This window comes from Flavobacterium ponti, from assembly GCF_042652765.1.
Lineage (GTDB): Bacteria > Bacteroidota > Bacteroidia > Flavobacteriales > Flavobacteriaceae > Flavobacterium > Flavobacterium ponti.
In genome coordinates, this window is the sequence record NZ_JBHSGW010000025.1 from 519,857 (window position 1) to 540,549 (window position 20,693).

Here is a 20,693-nt window from a genome sequence, read left to right on the forward strand (position 1 = left end):
GCTGTTCATTAGTGAACAGCTTTTTTTTAGATTGGATTTTTTGCTTTGAACTTCTAACTTTTTAAACTAAATTTGCACTTACAACGTATGGATAAATTGATCCTTATCCCTAACAACAACACAACGCAATGATTCACTTTTTCGGAAACGAAACCGCTACTGTTTTTGCTGTACAAGTGCAAAACGAACTTTCGACAGAAACTATCTCAAAATTAAATTGGTTATTTGGTAATGCACTTAAAATTGACAAATCCGTACTTGCGGATTTTTTTGTTGGACCTCGTGCAACTATGATAACTCCATGGAGTACAAATGCTGTAGAAATTACTCAAAACATGGGAATTTCAGGTATTATCAGAATTGAAGAATTTCAAAAAGTAACAGAAGGTTTCAAAGATTTTGATCCAATGCTTTCGCAAAAATATTCTGAATTAAATCAAGAAATTTTTACCATAAATATTCAACCTGAACCTATTTTAGAAATTGAAGATATTGCTTCTTACAACAAAAAAGAAGGTTTAGCTTTAAGTGATGAAGAAGTTGAGTACTTACACCAAGTTTCTAACAAGATAAATCGAAAATTAACCGATTCTGAAATATTTGCTTTCTCACAAGCCAATTCAGAACATTGTCGTCATAAAATTTTCAATGGAACATTTGTTATTGATGGTGAAGAAAAAGAAACTTCATTATTCAAATTAATCAAGAAAACATCTGCTGAAAATCCAAACGATATTGTTTCAGCCTATAAAGATAATGTGGCTTTTCTAAAAGGACCAAAAGTTACTCAGTTTGCACCAAAAAGTGCTGATAAAGCTGATTTTTATGCTGAAAAAGAATTCGATTCTGTAATTTCATTGAAAGCAGAAACCCACAATTTCCCAACAACGGTTGAACCTTTCAACGGTGCAGCAACTGGTTCTGGTGGTGAAATTCGTGATAGATTAGCAGGTGGACAAGGTTCTTTGCCTTTAGCTGGAACGGCTGTTTACATGACATCATATTCTCGTTTAAAAGAAAATAACTTAGGTTTTCAAGAAAGAAAATGGTTATACCAAACACCAATTGATATTTTAATTAAAGCTTCAAATGGAGCTTCTGATTTTGGAAACAAATTCGGTCAACCTTTAATTACAGGTTCATTATTAACTTTCGAACACGAAGAAGAAGGTAGAAAATTAGGTTACGACAAAGTAATTATGCAAGCTGGTGGAATTGGTTATGGAAAATTAGACCAAGCTATCAAGAAAAAACCAAGTGAAGGTGATAAAATTGTAATTCTAGGTGGTGAAAACTACAGAATTGGAATGGGTGGAGCTGCAGTTTCTTCAGCTGATACTGGAGAATTCAGTTCAGGAATTGAATTAAATGCTATTCAACGTTCTAATCCAGAAATGCAAAAACGTGCCGCAAACGCTATTCGTGGTCTAGTGGAAAGTGATGAAAATCCTATCGTTTCTATTCACGATCATGGTGCTGGTGGACATTTAAATTGTTTGTCAGAATTAGTAGAAGATACTGGTGGATTAATCAATTTAGATAAATTACCTGTTGGTGATCCAACGCTTTCTGCCAAAGAAATAATTGGTAACGAATCGCAAGAAAGAATGGGATTGGTTATCGGTCAAAAAGACATGGATATTTTACAACGAATTGCAGACAGAGAACGTTCTCCAATGTATGAAGTTGGTGATGTTACAAACGATCATCGTTTTACATTTGAATCAAAATCTACTGGTTTAAAACCAATGGATTATGCTTTGGAAGATTTCTTTGGAAGTTCTCCAAAAACAATCATGAATGATTCAAAAATTGAAAGAAAATATTCAGATTTAGAGTATTCTCAAGAAAATTTAGAAAAATACATAAAAGAAGTTATCCAATTAGAAGCTGTTGCTTGTAAAGATTGGTTAACCAATAAAGTTGACCGTTGTGTTGGTGGAAAAGTAGCTAAGCAACAATGTGTTGGACCCTTACAGTTACCTCTAAATAATGTAGGTGTAATGGCCTTAGATTACAACGGAAAAGAAGGAATTGCAACATCCATTGGGCACTCTCCTATTGCTTCATTAGTAGATGCTGCAGCAGGAAGTAGAACTGCAATTGCAGAAGCTTTATCAAATATTGTTTTTGCTCCTCTGAAAGACAATTTAAAATCGGTTTCGCTTTCTGCCAATTGGATGTGGGCTTGTAAAAATGAAGGAGAAGATGCTCGTTTATATGAAGCTGTTCAAGCTTGTTCTGATTTTGCTATTGAATTGGGAATCAATATTCCAACAGGAAAAGATTCACTTTCTATGAAACAAAAATATCCTAACGAAGAAGTGATTGCTCCAGGAACAGTAATCATTTCTGCTGCTGGGAATTGTAATGATATTACTAAAGTAGTTGAACCTGTCCTTCAAAAAGATGGTGGATCAATTTATTATATCAATTTATCGCAAGATGTATTTAAATTAGGTGGAAGTTCTTTTGCTCAAACGTTTAATAAAATTGGAAATGAAGTACCAACTATTAAAGATTCAAGCTTCTTCAAAAAAGCATTTAATACGGTTCAAGAATTAATAAAAGACAATCAAATACTTGCCGGACATGATATTGGAAGTGGTGGTTTAATTACTACTTTATTGGAAATGTGTTTTGCTGATACTAATTTAGGAGCAAAAATTTCATTTGATGCTTTTACTGAAAAAGATTTAATTAAAGTATTATTTTCAGAAAACATTGGTTTAGTTCTTCAAGCTAAAGATGATGCAACATTTGAAAAAGCATTTGAAGGTTTAGAGATTTTTAAATTAGGAAATGCTTCAACTTCAGCTTCTTTAGAAATTGGAAATTGGAATTTAAATATTGAAAATTACAGAAGATATTGGTTTGAAACTTCATTCTTATTAGACCAAAAACAAACAGCTAACAATAAAGCTCAAGAGCGTTTTGATAATTTTGACAAACAAGAATTAAAATATAAATTCCCAACTCAATTTACAGGTAATAAACCAGACATTGATGCTTCAAAACCAAGACCAAAAGCAGCTATTATTCGTGAAAAAGGAAGTAATTCTGAACGAGAAATGGCAAATGCTATGTATTTAGCCGGATTTGACGTGAAAGATATTCATATGACTGATTTGATTTCAGGTAGAGAAAATTTAGAAGATATTCAGTTTATTGGTGCTGTTGGAGGATTTTCAAATTCAGATGTTTTAGGAAGTGCTAAAGGTTGGGCTGGAGCATTTTTATACAACGAAAAAGCTAATACTGCACTGAAAAACTTCTTTAAAAGAGAAGATACACTTTCTGTTGGAATTTGTAACGGTTGCCAATTGTTTATGGAATTAGAGGTCATCAATCCAGAACATGAAGTGCATGGAAAAATGAAACACAATGATTCTCATAAACATGAAAGTGGTTTTACTTCTGTTACCATTCAAGAAAATAATTCTATAATGCTAAAAACTTTAGCAGGAAGTACTTTAGGAGTTTGGATTTCTCATGGTGAAGGAAAATTCAATTTACCTTATTCGGAAGATAAATACAATATCGTTGCCAAATATGCTTACGAAGGATATCCTGCAAATCCAAATGGTTCAGATTTCAACACAGCTATGATGTGTGATACAACCGGAAGACATTTAGTAATGATGCCTCACATTGAGCGTTCTACTTTTCCATGGAATTGGGCTAACTATCCAAAAGATAGAGAGGATAAAGTTTCTCCTTGGTTAGAAGCTTTTGTCAATGCGAAAGAATGGATTGAATCAAAATAATATCAAAAAACACCCTCTAAATTAATTTTTAAAGGGTGTTTTTAATTTATTATGCACGCATAATATTCTTATATTCAATTAGATATAACAAACTAGTTATCATATTCTTAAAAAATTGGTTAATTAATTTAATTTTCATAATTTGCATTAACTTAATCATGCAAAAATATGAGTACAATTACTAGATTGTTTGACTTTCCTTATCATCAATTAGAAAAATATAATTTATCGGATTCATTAGTTACTAAATATGGTACTGAATGGATAAAAACTTCGACTCAAGAATACTTAGACAAAGCAAATGCTGTTTCAAGAGCTTTATTGCGTTTAGGAGTTAATGTCAATGATAAAATTGCAGTTATTTCTTCTTCAAATAGAACTGAATGGCACATGTGTGATGTTGGTATACTTCAAACTGGTGCTCAAAATGTTCCCATATATCCAACTATATCAGAAGAAGATTATGAATACATTTTAAATCATTCTGAATCAATTTATTGCTTTGTTTCTGATGATGAAGTGTTTCAAAAAGTTAAAGCCATTCAAAAGAATGTTCCAAAATTAAAAGAAGTATATTCATTTAATGAAATTCAAGGTTGTAAAAACTGGAAAGAAATTTTAGCTTTAGGTGAAAACAAAGACAATCAAAATGAAGTTGAAGCTAGAAAAGATTCTATTGTAACAACAGATTTAGCAACAATCATATACACATCAGGAACCACAGGAAGACCTAAAGGTGTAATGTTGACGCATCAAAATATTGTTTCTGATGTTTTAATGAGTGCTCCAAGAGTACCTTTAAGACCAGGTGACACTAGAGCTTTAAGTTTTTTACCTATTTGTCATATTTTTGAAAGAATGCTTACGTATTTATACCAATATTATGGTATTTCAATATACTTTGCAGAAAGCATTGAAAAAATTAGCGACAATTTAAAAGAGGTTCATCCTCATGTAATGTCGGTAGTTCCTCGTTTGTTGGAAAAAGTATATGACAAAATATATGCAAAAGGTGATGCTCTAACTGGAATCAAGAAAAAATTATTCTTCTGGGCTTTAGATTTAGGTATGGATTACAAACCTTATGGAGAAAATGGTGCTTGGTATGAATTCAAATTAAAAATAGCACGAAAATTAATTTTCTCTAAATGGCAAGAAGGACTTGGAGGAGAATTAGAATTATTAGTTTGTGGAAGTGCTGCTTTACAAACCAGATTATCAAAAGTATTTTGTGCAGCTGATATTCCTGTGATGGAAGGTTATGGATTAACTGAAACTTCACCTGTCATTTCTGTTAATGACATGAGAAATGGTGGCTTTAGAGTAGGAACAGTTGGAAAAGTATTAGAAGGTGTTGAAGTTAAAATTGCTGAAGATGGTGAAATTCTATGCAAAGGACCAAATGTTATGATTGGATATTTCAAAGAAGATGATAAAACCAATGAAGTACTTCAAGGTGGGTATTTCCATACTGGAGATATTGGTGAAATAGATGTTGACGGTTTCTTAAAAATTACTGATCGTAAAAAAGAAATGTTTAAAACTTCTGGTGGAAAATATGTAGCTCCACAAATTCTTGAAAATGCTTTTAAACAATCAAGATTTATTGAACAAATTATGGTTATTGGTGAAGGTGAAAAAATGCCAGCAGCTTTTATTCAACCTAATTTTGATTTTATAAAAGAATGGGCAGATAGAAAAAAAATAAATATTGGCACAACTCATGAAGAAATTGCTTCAAACAAAGATGTGATTGCTAGGGTTCAAGAAGAAATTGATACGGCAAACGAACATTTTGGTAATTGGGAAAAAATCAAGCGATTTGAACTTACACCAGATGTTTGGAGTATTGAAGGAGGACATTTAACTCCTACTATGAAATTAAAACGTAAAATTATTAAAGAAATTTATAAAGATTTATACGATAAAATTTACCAGAATTAAAAAATTGGAATAGTATAAATTTTACTCAAAATGATGTAAGGAATAATTAACTAATGTGTTTGAAATTTGTATCATTAACAAAAAAAACATATTATTATGAAAAAGACATTTTTATTACTTACATTATTATTTAGTTCGCTTGTAATCATGGTTTCATGTAGTGACGATGATAATTCAAATGCAGAAAGCTACGCTTATAGTGTTAGATTAACTGATGCTCCTGGACCATATGATGCCGTTTATATTGATGTTCAAGGTGTAGAAGTTATAGGGAACAATGGAGTTGCTGTAAATTTAGCAACTCAAACAGGTATTTATGATTTATTAGAATTATCAAGTGGTGTAGAAACAACATTATCTAATGATGTAATTACTGCTTCTAAAGTAAATCAAGTTAGATTAATATTAGGAACAGAAAATTCAGTAGTAGTTGATGGAGTTTCTTACCCTTTAGACACACCTAGCGCACAACAATCTGGCTTAAAATTACAGGTTAACCAAACACTAGATGCAAATACTCAAAATAGTATTCTTATCGATTTTGATGCCAATAAATCTATTGTTGTAAATGGAAACGGAACTTATACTTTGAAACCAGTTTTAAGAACAATTGACTTAAGCACAACAGGAACTATCGAAGGAAGTATTTCAATACCAGGAACTTTGGCCTCAGTGCAGGTTGTATCTTCAACAGGTAATGAAGTGTACACAAATGTTAAAGCAGATGGTACTTTTAAAGTTTTAGGATTAGCACCAGGAACTTACACTGTTACAATTACACCTGTTTTACCATTTTTACCAGCTATTAAAAGTAATGTTACAGTTGAAACTGGAGCAACAACCAACATTGGTGAAATTATAATTCAATAGTCAATTGAATTATTTTTAAACATTTATCTTAAAAAAATTAAAAAATACTATGCATGCATAGTATTTTTTTTTATCTTTGAGTTTCAATACTAATTTTTATGAAAGATAAAACAATAGATTATGTACTTAGAGCAACTTGGCAAGCTGTTGCAAGAATGTACAATGAAGAAGCTTCAAAATATGGAGCAACAATGGCTACTGGATTTGCTTTATTAAGTATTGACAAAGAAAATGGTACTCCATCAACTGCTTTAGGTCCAAAAATGGGAATGGAAGCCACAAGTCTTACAAGAACTTTAAAATCAATGGAAGAAAAAGGTTTAATAGTTCGAAAGAAAAATCCTGAAGATGGAAGAGGAATTATAATTCACTTAACTGATTTAGGTCAGCAAAAAAGAGAATTATCAAAATCAACGGTTGTTAAATTTAATGAAACTATAAAAGAAGCTGTTTCACCTGAAAAATTACAACATTTTATGGAAGTCTCAGAAATAATAAATGATTTAATTTCTGACAAGAAAATATTTTTAGAAGAAGAATTACAAAAAAAATAATATTTATGAAACGTAATATTAAAAAAGTAGCTGTTATTGGTTCAGGAATTATGGGAAGTGGAATCGCTTGTCATTTTGCCAATATTGGTGTTGAAGTCTTATTATTAGACATCGTTCCCAGAGAATTAACAGATGCTGAACAAAAAAAAGGATTAACTCTGGAAAGTAAAGTTGTTAGAAATCGTTTGGTTAATGACCATTTAACTACAGCTTTAAAATCGAAGCCCTCACCTATTTATCATCCAAGTTTTGCCAACCGAATTACAACGGGCAACACGACAGATGATATGGAAAAAATTGCAACTGCAGATTGGATTATTGAAGTTGTAGTAGAAAGATTAGACATTAAAAAATTAGTTTTTGAACAAGTCGAAAAATTTAGAAAACCTGGTACATTAATTACTTCAAACACCTCAGGAATTCCAATTCACTTTATGAGTGAAGGAAGAAGCGAGGATTTCCAAAAACACTTCTGTGGAACACACTTTTTCAATCCTGCACGCTATTTGAAATTATTTGAAATCATTCCTGGACCACAAACTTCTCAAGAAGTATTAGACTTCTTAAACGGTTATGGTGAAAAATTTCTAGGAAAAACTTCAGTTGTAGCTAAAGATACACCAGCTTTTATTGGAAATAGAATAGGAATCTTCGGAATCCAAAGTTTATTCCACCAAGTAAAAGAAATGGGATTAACGGTTGAAGAAGTCGACAAATTAACAGGACCAGTAATCGGTCGTCCAAAATCAGCAACTTTTAGAACTGTTGATGTTGTTGGTTTAGATACTTTAGTTCACGTAGCCAACGGAATTTATGAAAATTGTCCTAATGACGAAGCTCATGAATTATTTAAATTACCTGAATTCGTCAATAAAATGATGGAAAACAATTGGCTTGGAAGCAAAACAGGTCAAGGTTTCTACAAAAAAGAAGGAAAAGAAATTCTAACATTAGACTTAGATACTTTAGAATATAGAGCCAATAAAAAAGCTTCATTCGCTACGTTAGAATTAACAAAAACTATCGACAAACCAATTGATAGATTTAAAGTATTAGTAAAAGGAAAAGACAAAGCAGGTGATTTCTACAGAAAGAATTTCACTTCAATGTTCCAATATGTATCCAATAGAATTCCTGAAATCACAGAAGATTTATATAAAATTGACGATGCGATGAAAGCAGGTTTCGGTTGGGAAAATGGACCTTTCGAAATTTGGGATGCTATCGGTGTTGAAAAAGGAATCGAATTAATGAAAGCTGAAGGTTATGAACCAGCTGATTGGGTTAACGAAATGCTAGCTTCAGGAGTTACTTCTTTTTACACTGTGAAAGATGGTGCAACTTACTACTACTCTACTATCAATAAAAAAGTAGAAAAAATTTCAGGTCAAGATGCCTTTATCATCTTAAATAACATTCGCGAAAGCAAAAAAATATGGAACAACAGCGATTCTATTATCACAGATTTAGGTGATGGAATTATTAATTTAGAATTTACATCAAAAATGAATTCTATTGGTGCTGGTGTTTTACAAGGAATAAACAAAGCTATTGACATTGCTGAAAAAGAATACAACGGATTAGTAATTGGAAATCAAGGTGCCAATTTCTCTGTAGGAGCAAATATTGGAATGATTTTCATGATGGCTGTGGAGCAAGAATATGACGAGTTGAATATGGCAATCAAAATGTTCCAAGACACTATGATGCGTTGTCGTTATTCTGCAATTCCAGTAATCGCTGCTCCTCACGGAATGACTCTAGGTGGTGGTTGTGAATTAACCATGCACGCTGACAGAGCTATTGCTGCTGCTGAAACGTATATAGGTTTGGTAGAATTTGGAGTTGGTGTAATTCCTGGTGGGGGTGGTTCTAAAGAAATGGCTTTGAGAGCTTCTGACCTTTTCCGTAAAAATGATGTGGAATTAAATGTTTTACAAGAATATTTCTTAACTGTTGGAATGGCTAAAGTTGCAACTTCTGCTTATGAAGGTTTTGATAATGGAGTTTTAATCAAAGGAAGAGATATTGTAGTAGTAAACAAAGACCGTCAAATTGCAACAGCAAAACAAGTAGCTATGCAAATGGCAGAACAAGGCTATACACAAGCTCCAAGAAGAAAAGATATCAAAGTTTTAGGAAAACAAGCTTTAGGAATGTTCTTAGTTGGAACTGACAGTATGGAAGCTGGAAAATACATTTCAGAACACGATAAGAAAATTGCTAACAAATTAGCTTATGTTATGGCTGGTGGAGATTTATCTGAGCCTACAATGGTAACAGAACAATACTTATTAGATCTAGAAAGAGAAGCCTTCTTATCATTAACAGGTGAAAGAAAAACATTAGAAAGAATTCAACATATGTTAACTAAAGGGAAACCGTTGAGAAATTAATAGTAAACTATTTCAAAGGAACACAGATTTAAGAAATTAGATAAATTTTAAAAATTTTAATTATTTCTTAAATCTGTGTTCCAAAATAAAAATAAAAAATATGAAAACAGCATACATAGTAAAAGCATACAGAACAGCTGTAGGTAAAGCCCCAAAAGGAGTTTTTCGTTTCAAAAGACCAGATGAATTGGCTGCTGAAACCATAGACTACATCATGAAAGAATTACCAAATTTCGACAAAACACGAATCGATGATGTCATGGTTGGAAATGCAATGCCAGAAGCCGAACAAGGTCTAAATATGGGTCGTTTAATTTCCTTGATGGGATTAAAAATTGAAGACGTTCCTGGTGTAACAGTAAACAGATATTGTGCTTCAGGAATTGAAACTATTGGAATGGCTACAGCTAAAATTCAAGCTGGAATGGCAGATTGTATCATTGCTGGTGGTGCAGAAAGCATGAGTTATATTCCAATGGGTGGTTATAAACCAACTCCAGACTATAAAGTTTCAAAAGAAGGTCACGAAGATTACTATTGGGGAATGGGTTTAACGGCAGAAGCTGTTGCCAATCAATTTAAAGTTTCTCGAGAAGATCAAGACGAGTTTGCTTATCATTCTCATATGAAAGCACTTAAGGCTCAAGCAGAAGGAAGATTTGATGACCAAATTGTTCCAATCACTGTAGAAGAAACTTTCGTAAATGAAAATGGTAAAAAAGAAACACGTTCCTATGTCGTCAATAAAGACGAAGGACCAAGAGCTGGAACTTCAATCGAAGCTTTAGCTAAATTACGTCCAGTATTTGCTGCTGATGGAAGTGTAACGGCTGGAAACTCTTCTCAAATGAGTGATGGTGCAGCATTCGTTTTAGTAATGAGTGAAGAAATGGTAAAAGTATTAAACCTAGAACCAATAGCTCGTTTAGTAAACTTTGCATCAGCTGGAGTTGAACCAAGAATTATGGGTATTGGACCAGTTAAAGCGATTCCAAAAGCCCTAAAACAAGCTGGTTTAAAACAATCGGATATTGACTTAATTGAACTTAACGAAGCTTTTGCATCTCAATCTTTAGCAGTTATTCGCGAATTAGGTTTAAATCCTGATATTGTAAACGTTAATGGTGGAGCAATTGCCTTAGGTCACCCACTTGGTTGTACAGGAGCAAAACTTTCAGTTCAACTATTTGACGAAATGCGTAAACGTGGCAATGCAAAATACGGAATGGTAACCATGTGTGTAGGAACTGGACAAGGTACTGCAGGAATTTATGAGTTTTTAAAGTAGAAATTAGAAGAAATTAGAAGAAAGAAGCAAGAAGAAAGATAAAAAACTGATGAAGCATAACTTTAAAAATCTTAAAATTTGGACTTTAGCAATGGAAATTGCTTCGGATGTTCATAATTTATGTTTAGATTTTCCAAAAAATGAAGTTTATGGATTAGTTAGTCAAATGAATAGAGCAGCAGTTTCGATGCCTTCAAATATTGCAGAAGGCTCTAATAGAGAAAACACACATTTCAAACATTATTTGAATATTAGTTTAGGTTCTTCTTTTGAATTACAAACACAATTATTAATTGCATTACAAAATAAATATATAACTCAAGAAAAAACGATTGAAATAGAAAATAAGATTATTGAATTCCAAAAAATGACAACTGGTTTTATCAGTAAACTGGGATAATCTTTATTCTTGCTTCTTTCTTCTTTTCTCTAAAAAAATAAAAAAATGAGCGATATCATCAGAGGAGGACAATTCCTTGTAAAAGAAACACAATGTGAAGATGTATTCACACCAGAAGATTTTTCGGAAGAACAAATTATGATGCGTGATTCGGTGATCGAATTCGTAGATAAAGAACTTTGGCCAAACAAAGAGCGTTTTGAAAAAAAAGATTATGCTCTTACTGAAGAAGTAATGAAAAAAGCAGGTGATTTAGGTTACCTAAGCATTGCTGTACCTGAAGCTTATGGTGGAATGGGAATGGGTTTTACAAACACTGTTTTAGTATGTGATTATATTTCAGGTGCAACAGGTTCATTTTCAACAGCTTTTGGAGCTCATACAGGAATTGGAACTATGCCAATTACATTATATGGTACAGAAGAACAAAAACAAAAATACGTACCAAAATTAGCATCTGGAGAATGGTTTGGAGCTTATTGCTTAACTGAACCAGGAGCAGGTTCAGATGCTAATTCAGGAAAAACGAAAGCAGTTTTGTCTGAAGACGGTAAATATTATAGCATCACAGGTGGAAAAATGTGGATTTCAAACGCTGGCTTCTGTCAAGTATTTATTGTGTTTGCTAGAATTGGTGATGATAAAAACATTACAGGTTTCATCGTAGAAAATGTTCCTTCAAACGGAATTTCTTTAGGTGATGAAGAACATAAATTAGGAATTCGCTCCTCTTCTACTCGACAAGTTTTCTTTAATGAAACAAAAGTTCCTGTTGAAAATATGTTAGCTGGTCGTGGTGAAGGTTTTAAAATTGCCATGAATGCTCTTAATGTTGGTCGAATTAAATTAGCTGCTGCTTGTTTGGAAGCTCAACGTAGAACTATAACAACTGGTGTTCAATATGCTAATGAAAGAATGCAATTTAATGTACCTATTTCAAGTTTTGGAGCTATTCAGTCAAAAATTGCTGAAATGGCAACCAATGCTTATGCTGGAGAAAGTGCAACTTATAGAGCTGCTCACGATATTGAAACTAGAATTAACATTAGAGTTGAAGAAGGAAATTCGCATCAAGAAGCCGAATTAAAAGGTGTTGAAGAATTTGCAATCGAATGTTCTATCTTAAAAGTTGCTGTTTCTGAAGATGTACAAACTTGTACAGATGAAGGTATTCAAATTTTTGGTGGAATGGGATTCTCTGAAGATGCTCCTATGGAAAGTGCTTGGAGAGATGCTCGTATTTCTAGAATTTATGAAGGAACTAATGAAATCAATAGAATGCTTTCTGTAGGAATGTTGGTTAAAAAAGCTATGAAAGGTCACGTTGATTTATTAGGACCAGCTATGGCTGTTGGTGAAGAATTAATGGGAATTCCATCGTTTGATACTCCAGATTATTCAGAATTATTTGCTGAAGAAAAAGAAATGATTGCCAAATTGAAAAAAGTATTCTTAATGGTTGCTGGTGCTGCTGTTCAAAAATTTGGACCAGAATTAGAATCACACCAACAATTACTAATGGCTGCTGCTGACATTTTAATTGAAATTTATATGGCAGAAAGTACCGTTTTAAGAGTCGAAAAAGCTGCTAAAAAACAAGGTGCTGATAAAGTACAAGAACAAATTGCAATGGCTCAATTGTATTTATACAAAGCTGTGGATATCATCAACCAAAAAGGAAAAGAAGGAATTGTTTCTTTTGCTGAAGGTGATGAACAACGTATGATGTTAATGGGTCTAAAACGATTTACAAAATATACGAATATGCCAAATGTGATTGGTCTTCGTGAAAAAATTGCTGCTAAATTGATTGCTGAAAACAAGTATGCTTTCTAAAAAACAGTAAAGTTTGATTTAATTTAGTTTGTTTAAACCGTCAAGTTTGGTTTCTTGACGGTTTTATTTTTAACTATAGCGGAACATCAATATCTATTTTAAGATTTGATTCTTCTTTGTTCACTTTAGAATCTTCTTTTTCTGAAGTATTTTTATTGAACATTAAACCAAACATCATAATCAAAGCAGACAACACAATTATTTGAATAATTAAGGCTCTATTTACTATATCAATTTTTAATGCTGTTGGAATTCCTATAAATAATAATATAGTAATTAATCCTCTTGGAGCAACAAATAATAAAGGCATCAATTTTACTTTATAAATCTTCAATTGAATAGCTCTCACCAAATAGATTAGTACAACTATACCCAATGCTAATTCAAATGTTTGAGGATTTATTACATCTTCAGTTTTTATTAAATATCCAAAAAGGATAAAAAATAACGAACGCACCAAAAAAGCAGCTTCTATAGTCAATTCTTTAAATTTTTGTACTTCTTTATCTAAAGCTCTTGGTTTTAAGATTTTTATCCAACTAAAACGTTCCAACTCATCAAAGTTACCCATGATTAAACCAAATAACATGATAAATATTAATGCAGGAAGATGATAAATTTCAGAAACTGCATAAATTAATATGATTAAAAGTACAATCGGTGCAAATTTAACATGATGGTCAATTCTACTTAACAAAAAAGCCAAAAATGCAGTAGCAATAAAAGAAATTACTAACATTATTAAAATTTGTAATCCAAAATTACCTATAGTTTCAACATTGATAACTTCATTTAAAACTAAGAAATTAAAAAATAAAACTCCTAATATGTCAGATAAACTACTCTCGTAAATGGCAAATTCTTTGTTAAATGAACTTAAATTCCCAACACTAGAAATCGCTATTGCACTACTAATAATACATAATGGTATAGCATTAATTAATCCTTGCTTATAATCTGCATCTAAGAAATAATAAAAAAAGTGACCTATAACAAAAGCTGTTATAAACAAAGGAACTATTGCTGTCACTAATGTTTTTCCTATAAAAGGAAGTTTTCGTTTATTGAATTGTAGTTCTAGAGATCCTTCTAAAACAATTAATATTAAACCAACTGTACCAAAAAAAGGTAACAAAGGATTTAAATCTGGAATTTCAATATTTAAGAAAACTGTTCCTTGCTTTACTAACCATCCCATCAAAATCAACAAGATAACAGAAGGAATCTGCGTTTTGTTTGATGAAACTGTAAAAGCATAAGCTAATAGCAACAAGGTACAAATAGTAATAATAACTACGTAATTCATAAATCAAATGTTTTAAGCAATATAAAAATTGTTTTGGAAATATAAACCATACTAAGTAGCATTTTTTATATAATAATTTTAACAAAGAATAATTTAGTTTGGTTTTGTTAAAAATTTCTTAAATTTACAATGAACACTTACTATAATACTTTACATATGTTTTTTATACGTACGCTAATTTCATTTATAAAAGATGATGAATACCGAGATTTACTTTTCACAACCATTCTTATAATTGTGGCTGGAACATTAGTATATCATTTTGTAGAAGGTTGGTCTTATATTGATTCTCTTTATTTTTCTGTAGTAACATTAACCACAATTGGTTTTGGTGATTTTGCTCCAAAAACTGATATTGGAAAATTATTTACTATTCTCTACATAATTGCAGGAATTGGAATGATTTTGAGTTTTATTAATACTATCCAACATCATTACACTTATATGAAGCATAAGGAAAGACGAGAAATTCTAAAAAATAAAGGTTTAACTAAGAAAAAATAATAGTAAATTATATATGTTTCATAACTTCTTTTTCAGATGCAGTTAACTTCCATCCTAAAGAACCACTATCTTCGTATGCTTTATTTGGCAGACTTTTAGCTTCAACTTTTTGAAGAATATTAGGATGAACATAATATGATTTACAAACTGTTGGTGTGTTTCCTAGTTCATCAGCCACCATTCGAATTAAAGTATTACTAAATTTCCTTTTTGGAGAATCAGCAATTGCTTCAAGTGCAAAAGGATACATTTCAACAGCTAAACGACTAGCCACCCAAGTTCTAAAATCTTTACTGCTAAAGTCATCACCCATGAATTTGTGAATATATTCGTTAACATCTTCACTGTCAATGGCATGAAAATTACCTGATTCATCTTTAAATCTAAAAATTTCATAACCAGGTAATTGAGCTGATTTTTTAATCATTTTAGTAAGATAAGCATCATCAATTTCAACATGTCTAGTTTTATTACTCTTACCTTTATATTCAAAAATAATTTGATTGCTTTCTAAAGTCATGTGTTTTCTTCTTAAAGTTGTTAAACCATAAGTTCCATTTTGAGTGGAATATTGTTTATTTCCAATTCGAATTCCAGTTTCATCAAGTAATAAAATCAAAAGTGCAACAACTTTATTTTTAGTCCAAACTTTAGAAGCAACATCATTCAGCACTTTTTTTCTAAATTTCTCCAACGATTTTCCAAAATCTTTCATTTTAGCAAACTTTTCTTCTTGTCTTGCTTTTTCAAATGCTGAATGGTAAATGTATTGCTTTCTTCCTTTAGCATCTCTTCCAATAGCTTGAATGTGACCATCATCCCATTTGCAGATATACACATCATTCCACATTGGAGGAATAATTAATTTTCGAAATCTTCTTAAAAATTTTGGGTCTTTAATCTTATTCCCATCTTCATCAAAATATTGAAATCCTTTTCCATATTTTCTTTTGTGAATTGACATTGCAGTGTCATCAACATGTTTAATTTCTGAATTATTTTTTTTTGATTTCATAATATTTTTTTGTCAAATAGGTAATCAAAACTTCACCTGAGTATAACAAAATTAGAAATAGTAAATAAAAAAAGCTTTACATAATTTCTTAAAAAAATTATATAAAGCCATAAAAATTAAAAAATTAAAAAGCGATTTACTTCTTGTAATACTTTCTGTATTTAGCTAGAGCAAAAAATGAAATTACTAGAACTATTACTAAAATATAAAAATAATATGTCACATTTTGTTTTTCACCTGAAGCGTAAGAATGTAATCCACTTAAATGGAAATTTACACCAAAATAGGTCATTAAGATAGATGCAAAAGCTAAAACGCTCATGAAATTATAAATCCATAAACCTCTTAAAGCTGGTACAAATCGTGCATGAATTACAAAAGCATAAATCATAATACTGATTAAAGCCCAAGTTTCTTTTGGATCCCAACCCCAATATCTTCCCCAACTTTCATTAGCCCATTGTCCTCCTAAGAAATTTCCAATAGTTAACATTACTAATCCAACAGTCAGTGCTAATTCATTGATATAAGTAAGTTCTTGAATGCTTAATTTCATGCGTTCTCTGTTGTTTTCTGTGGTGAAAATCATCAAAAATAAAGCTACCAAACCAAGCATCATTGCTAAAGTAAAAGGTCCATAACTAGCCACAATAACCGCAACGTGAATCATCAACCAATATGAGTTTAAAACTGGTTGAAGATTTCCAATAGCTGGATCCATCCAATTCCAATGCGCAACCATCAAAATCATTGAAACTACAAATGCTGCTGAAGCTACTGTTAATTTAGACTTTCTATCAAATGCTAATCCAAAAAACATTGTTGCCCAAGCCACATAAATCATACTTTCATAGGCATCACTCCAAGGTGCATGACCAGATATATACCAACGTACAATTAATCCAGATGTGTGAAGGGCAAAAAACAAACCTATTAAAATATGAAATGCATTTACGGTATAATTTAGCCATTTTTTAGTACTAAACATTTGGACAATACTGAAAATCAACATTAATATTCCAGCTAACATATACCAATAATGCAATTTTTTAAAGATATCGTATTTGTTGTACATTATCTCATATTCAATCTTTTGATCAGAAGGCATTACTTTAGCACCATATAGCTTTTGGTATTTTGTTAAACCAGCTAACAAACTATTTGGCAAGGTATAATCTTTAGTCTGAGTAGACTTATTTATTGCATTTAGATAATATGGAATAACATTTTTAATTGTGTCTAAAGAAGTTCCTGTTTTTTCATTTACTTCCAAATAAGAAACCCATTTATTGTTGGCATCATTAGGAATAGGAAATACTTTTAAAATTTGTCCACTTATGGCAGAATATAATAAGTTTACCTTCTTATCTGTTTCAATAAAATCTTTTTGAAATTGATTTGGCATTAAATTAGAATAAGCATCTTCCAAATAAGGCTCTAATTTATAGTTTCCTTTTTCATCAAAGAAATCAATTAACTTAGCATATTTTAAATCTTTATCAATTCCAGCAATTTTTCTAATGCTATCATTTCCTCTTTTCAAATAAATGATTGGAATTTGATACCAATATTCAGGAAATTGGGTCATTGAAAGTAAAACCTGATCTGAATCCATTCCTTCATAAGTATCATCTTTAGAAACTTTTCTCAATAATTTAGACGAAAAAGTATTTACAGGAATTAATCTTCCTGCATCTTGAATTACTAGTTTTCCAAAATTATCTGCTTGTTCTTGAGATACATTATATTTTTTAATGAATTCTAAAGCCTTTGAAACATCTGGCATTGGAGCTGAAGTTTCATGTTCACTATGATTGTGTTGAGAAAAACCAAATGAAGAAAACAATAAGAATCCAATCATTACCAATTTAGATCTTTTAGCTTTCACTTTTTCAAGTTTTCTTTTTAAGTCTGCAAAACGAGTGTTTTTGTCAAATAGAATAGCCATTAATCCAATATATAATAAGAAATAACCAATGTAGGTAATCCAAGTTCCCCAAAAATCATGGTTTACAGACAAAATAGTTCCTTTTTCATCTGGATCAAAACCTGCTTGGAAGAATCTATAACCATCATAATCTAATATGTTGTTCATAAAAACACTGTCTTTAAAAACTTTATTTTCTCTTGGTTCTGTAATTTCTAATCTACTTTTAAAGGCTGCATAACTCTTCTCTGTTCCAGGGTTTTTATCCGCAATAAAGTCTTCTAACTTTATGGAAAAAGGTAATTCATATACTTTACTTCCATAAAATAAAGTAAAATCTAAATCACCAACTTTTACATTTTGTGGAACTCCTTGTTTTCCTTTTGAACCAACAAGTGTTAAGTTTTCTTCTTTTCCTTGAGATTTTATGGTTACTGTTACAGCATCATCAGAAGATTTATCTTTATAATCTCCATTTGATTTACTAATTAAGTTTCCTTTTATAGCTGGTTCTGGTAAAACAAACTGACTTCCTCCAAGATTATATAACGAACGAAGCATTAAAGGTTGCAAAGAATCTTTAGCAACTGATCCTTTAAATTGGTCAGCCATTCGCATAAAATCTCCTTCAAAAGGTGCTTGAATAGTATAAGCATCATCTAATTTAGAAATATTAATGGCTCCCTGTGTGAATTTATTAAAGGCAAAAAGAACATTGTGAATATTTTGAACTTCTCCTTCTCTTAAATAATGTTCATGTCTTGTTCCGTCTCCAGATTCAACTAATTTTATATAAAATTGTCCACTTTCATTTGCTTCAAAAGTTTCCGTTGTATTCATTACGAAATCCTTGTATTCAATTTCAAAAGGAATTCCATTAAATTCATTCTTAATTGAAAAATCATTATTTCCTAAAAATGAATTAATTGGTGTTAATAATACATCTTTAGAAAATGTTTTACGTTTCATCTCTCCTTTATAATCACCATCAACAAAAGCGGTTAGATACGTTTTATCAGAATAAAATACTGAAGATGATTCTCCTTCACGAATAGGCATTATTCCTTCATAACTGATATATCTTGTAACAAAAGCTCCAATTAAGATGAAAATAAAAGATAAATGCAATAATAAAGTAGCCCATTTTTCTTTTTTATATAATTGGTATCTTTTGATATTTCCAAAAAAGTTAATTACAAAAAACACCATGATTGTAGAAAACCACCAAGAATTGTAAACTATTTTTCGAGCAACGTCTGTGTTATATTCATCCTCAATAAATGTTCCAGCTGCCATTGCTGCTGCAAAAAGAATAAACAAAAAAGCCATTAAACGTGTAGAAAAAAGAACAGAAAATATAGATTTATTCATAACTAAAGTTAGTTCGGTAATAAAGATTTTTTAATCGTTTGCAAAGATAATTAATTGAAAAAAGAATTAACTGTTAAAACTGCATTATTAATACACATTTAAGAATTGGACATAAAAAAATCACTTTAATTTATTAGAAACTAAAGTGATTTGATTTTTATTTATTTTTTGAGGTTTAAAAAACAAACATTGCTCTTTCTCCCATCAATTGATTTACTTCTTCAGCAACTTGTTCTAAAACATCTTCATCTGTGTGATTCATTAAAACTTTATCTATCAAAGCTACAATAGTTTCCATATCTTCTTCTATCATTCCACGAGTAGTAATTGCTGGTGTTCCTACACGAATCCCAGAAGTTACAAATGGTGATTTGTCATCAAATGGAACCATATTTTTATTTACTGTAATTTCGGCTTTTACTAATGCGTTTTCTGCTTCTTTACCTGTAATATTTTTATTTCTTAAGTCAATCAACATCATATGATTATCTGTTCCTCCAGAAATGATATCATATCCTCTTTTTACAAATGCCTCTGCCATTGCTTTAGCATTTTTTTGTACTTGTACTGTATATCTAAAAAATTCGTCCGTTAATGCTTCACCAAATGCAACGGCTTTAGCTGCAATAATATGCATTAATGGACCACCTTGATTTCCAGGAAAAACAGCCATATCTAAAACATGAGACATCATTCTAGTTTCTCCTTTTAGTGTTTTTAAACCCCAAGGATTTTCAAAATCTTTACCCATCATAATCATTCCACCTCTTGGTCCACGTAAAGTTTTATGAGTTGTTGTTGTTACAATATGACAATGAGGAATTGGATCATTCATCAATCCTTTAGCAATTAATCCTGCTGGATGAGAAATATCTGCTAATAAAATAGCTCCAACTGAATCAGCAATAGTTCTAAATTTTGCAAAATCCATATCTCTAGAATAAGCAGAAGCACCAGCAATAATCATTTTTGGTTGTTCTTTTGTAGCTATTTCCTGAATTTTATCATAATCTAACATTCCTGTTTCTTTATCAACACCATAAAAAACTGGATTGTATAATCTTCCTGAAAAATTCACTGGTGAACCATGTGTTAAATGTCCTCCATGTGATAAATCAAAACCTAAAATTTTATCACCTGGTTTTAAACATGCAAAAAATACTGCTGTATTAGCTTGTGAACCACTGTGAGGTTGCACGTTTACATATTCAGCACCAAATAAAGCTTTAGCTCTATCGATAGCAATTTGTTCCACTATATCAACAACTTCACAACCACCATAATAACGTTTTCCAGGATACCCTTCTGCATATTTGTTGGTTAACACTGAACCTGCAGCTTCCATTACTTGGTCACTTACAAAGTTTTCTGAAGCTATTAATTCAATTCCGTGAATTTGTCTGTCTTGTTCATCAAGAATTAGGTCAAAGATTTGTTCGTCGCGTTGCATTGAGATGAATTTTCGTTAAAATTTCTTCAAAATTACAAAAATGGTTTGTTAAATTGATAGTAAAC

General features: G+C 31.2%; 13 protein-coding genes. 9 read left to right on the plus strand and 4 right to left on the minus strand.

Annotated features, from left to right (window positions below; genetic code table 11):
* The first annotated feature begins 128 nt into the window (after positions 1-128).
* The 8 genes from purL (at position 129) to ACFO3U_RS10820 (ending at position 13,055) form a co-directional block, all read left to right on the plus strand.
* Complete coding sequence (gene purL / locus ACFO3U_RS10785) at positions 129-3,767, plus strand: phosphoribosylformylglycinamidine synthase (protein WP_379741919.1); 3,639 nt, start codon at positions 129-131, stop codon at positions 3,765-3,767.
* A gap of 168 nt (positions 3,768-3,935) precedes the next feature.
* Positions 3,936-5,711, plus strand: coding sequence for an AMP-dependent synthetase/ligase (locus ACFO3U_RS10790; RefSeq protein WP_379741922.1), 1,776 nt, complete (start codon positions 3,936-3,938; stop codon positions 5,709-5,711).
* 96 nt (positions 5,712-5,807) lie between these two features.
* Positions 5,808-6,581 carry a DUF4382 domain-containing protein gene (locus ACFO3U_RS10795; RefSeq protein ID WP_379741924.1) on the plus strand — a complete coding sequence of 258 codons (774 nt, stop codon included), beginning with the start codon at positions 5,808-5,810 and terminating at the stop codon, positions 6,579-6,581.
* A 98-nt stretch (positions 6,582-6,679) separates the two neighbouring features.
* Positions 6,680-7,135 (plus strand): MarR family winged helix-turn-helix transcriptional regulator, encoded by a 456-nt coding sequence (locus tag ACFO3U_RS10800; protein ID WP_379741927.1) that lies wholly within the window; start codon positions 6,680-6,682, stop codon positions 7,133-7,135.
* Between the two features lie 5 nt (positions 7,136-7,140).
* Positions 7,141-9,531, plus strand: a complete 2,391-nt coding sequence (locus ACFO3U_RS10805; RefSeq protein ID WP_379741930.1) for a 3-hydroxyacyl-CoA dehydrogenase/enoyl-CoA hydratase family protein — start codon at positions 7,141-7,143, stop codon at positions 9,529-9,531.
* 100 nt (positions 9,532-9,631) lie between these two features.
* Positions 9,632-10,819 carry an acetyl-CoA C-acyltransferase gene (locus ACFO3U_RS10810; RefSeq protein WP_379741933.1) on the plus strand — a complete coding sequence of 396 codons (1,188 nt, stop codon included), beginning with the start codon at positions 9,632-9,634 and terminating at the stop codon, positions 10,817-10,819.
* Positions 10,820-10,868: 49 nt separating this feature from the next.
* Entirely contained in the window at positions 10,869-11,219 is a 351-nt protein-coding gene (locus ACFO3U_RS10815; protein WP_379741936.1) for a four helix bundle protein, read from the plus strand.
* A 45-nt stretch (positions 11,220-11,264) separates the two neighbouring features.
* A complete protein-coding gene (locus tag ACFO3U_RS10820) occupies positions 11,265-13,055 on the plus strand; it encodes an acyl-CoA dehydrogenase family protein (protein ID WP_379741939.1) in 1,791 nt (596 codons plus the stop codon).
* Positions 13,056-13,128: 73 nt separating this feature from the next.
* Here ACFO3U_RS10820 and ACFO3U_RS10825 read toward each other — a convergent pair whose 3' ends face one another.
* The gene (locus tag ACFO3U_RS10825; protein ID WP_379741942.1) at positions 13,129-14,361 is read right to left on the minus strand and encodes a cation:proton antiporter; all 1,233 of its coding nucleotides are present in this window, start codon (positions 14,359-14,361) and stop codon (positions 13,129-13,131) included.
* 156 nt (positions 14,362-14,517) lie between these two features.
* Here ACFO3U_RS10825 and ACFO3U_RS10830 point away from each other — a divergent pair, with 156 nt between their 5' ends.
* Positions 14,518-14,865 carry a potassium channel family protein gene (locus tag ACFO3U_RS10830; RefSeq protein ID WP_379741945.1) on the plus strand — a complete coding sequence of 116 codons (348 nt, stop codon included), beginning with the start codon at positions 14,518-14,520 and terminating at the stop codon, positions 14,863-14,865.
* A gap of 7 nt (positions 14,866-14,872) precedes the next feature.
* On the opposite strand, the gene ACFO3U_RS10835 is transcribed toward ACFO3U_RS10830, so the two are convergent.
* From ACFO3U_RS10835 to glyA, 3 genes are all read right to left on the minus strand, one after another.
* A complete protein-coding gene (locus ACFO3U_RS10835) occupies positions 14,873-15,880 on the minus strand; it encodes a DNA topoisomerase IB (RefSeq protein ID WP_379741948.1) in 1,008 nt (335 codons plus the stop codon).
* 136 nt (positions 15,881-16,016) lie between these two features.
* A complete protein-coding gene (locus tag ACFO3U_RS10840) occupies positions 16,017-19,178 on the minus strand; it encodes a cytochrome c biogenesis protein CcsA (RefSeq protein ID WP_379741951.1) in 3,162 nt (1,053 codons plus the stop codon).
* 175 nt (positions 19,179-19,353) lie between these two features.
* Positions 19,354-20,628, minus strand: coding sequence for a serine hydroxymethyltransferase (glyA, locus tag ACFO3U_RS10845; RefSeq protein WP_379741955.1), 1,275 nt, complete (start codon positions 20,626-20,628; stop codon positions 19,354-19,356).
* Positions 20,629-20,693 lie beyond the last annotated feature (65 nt).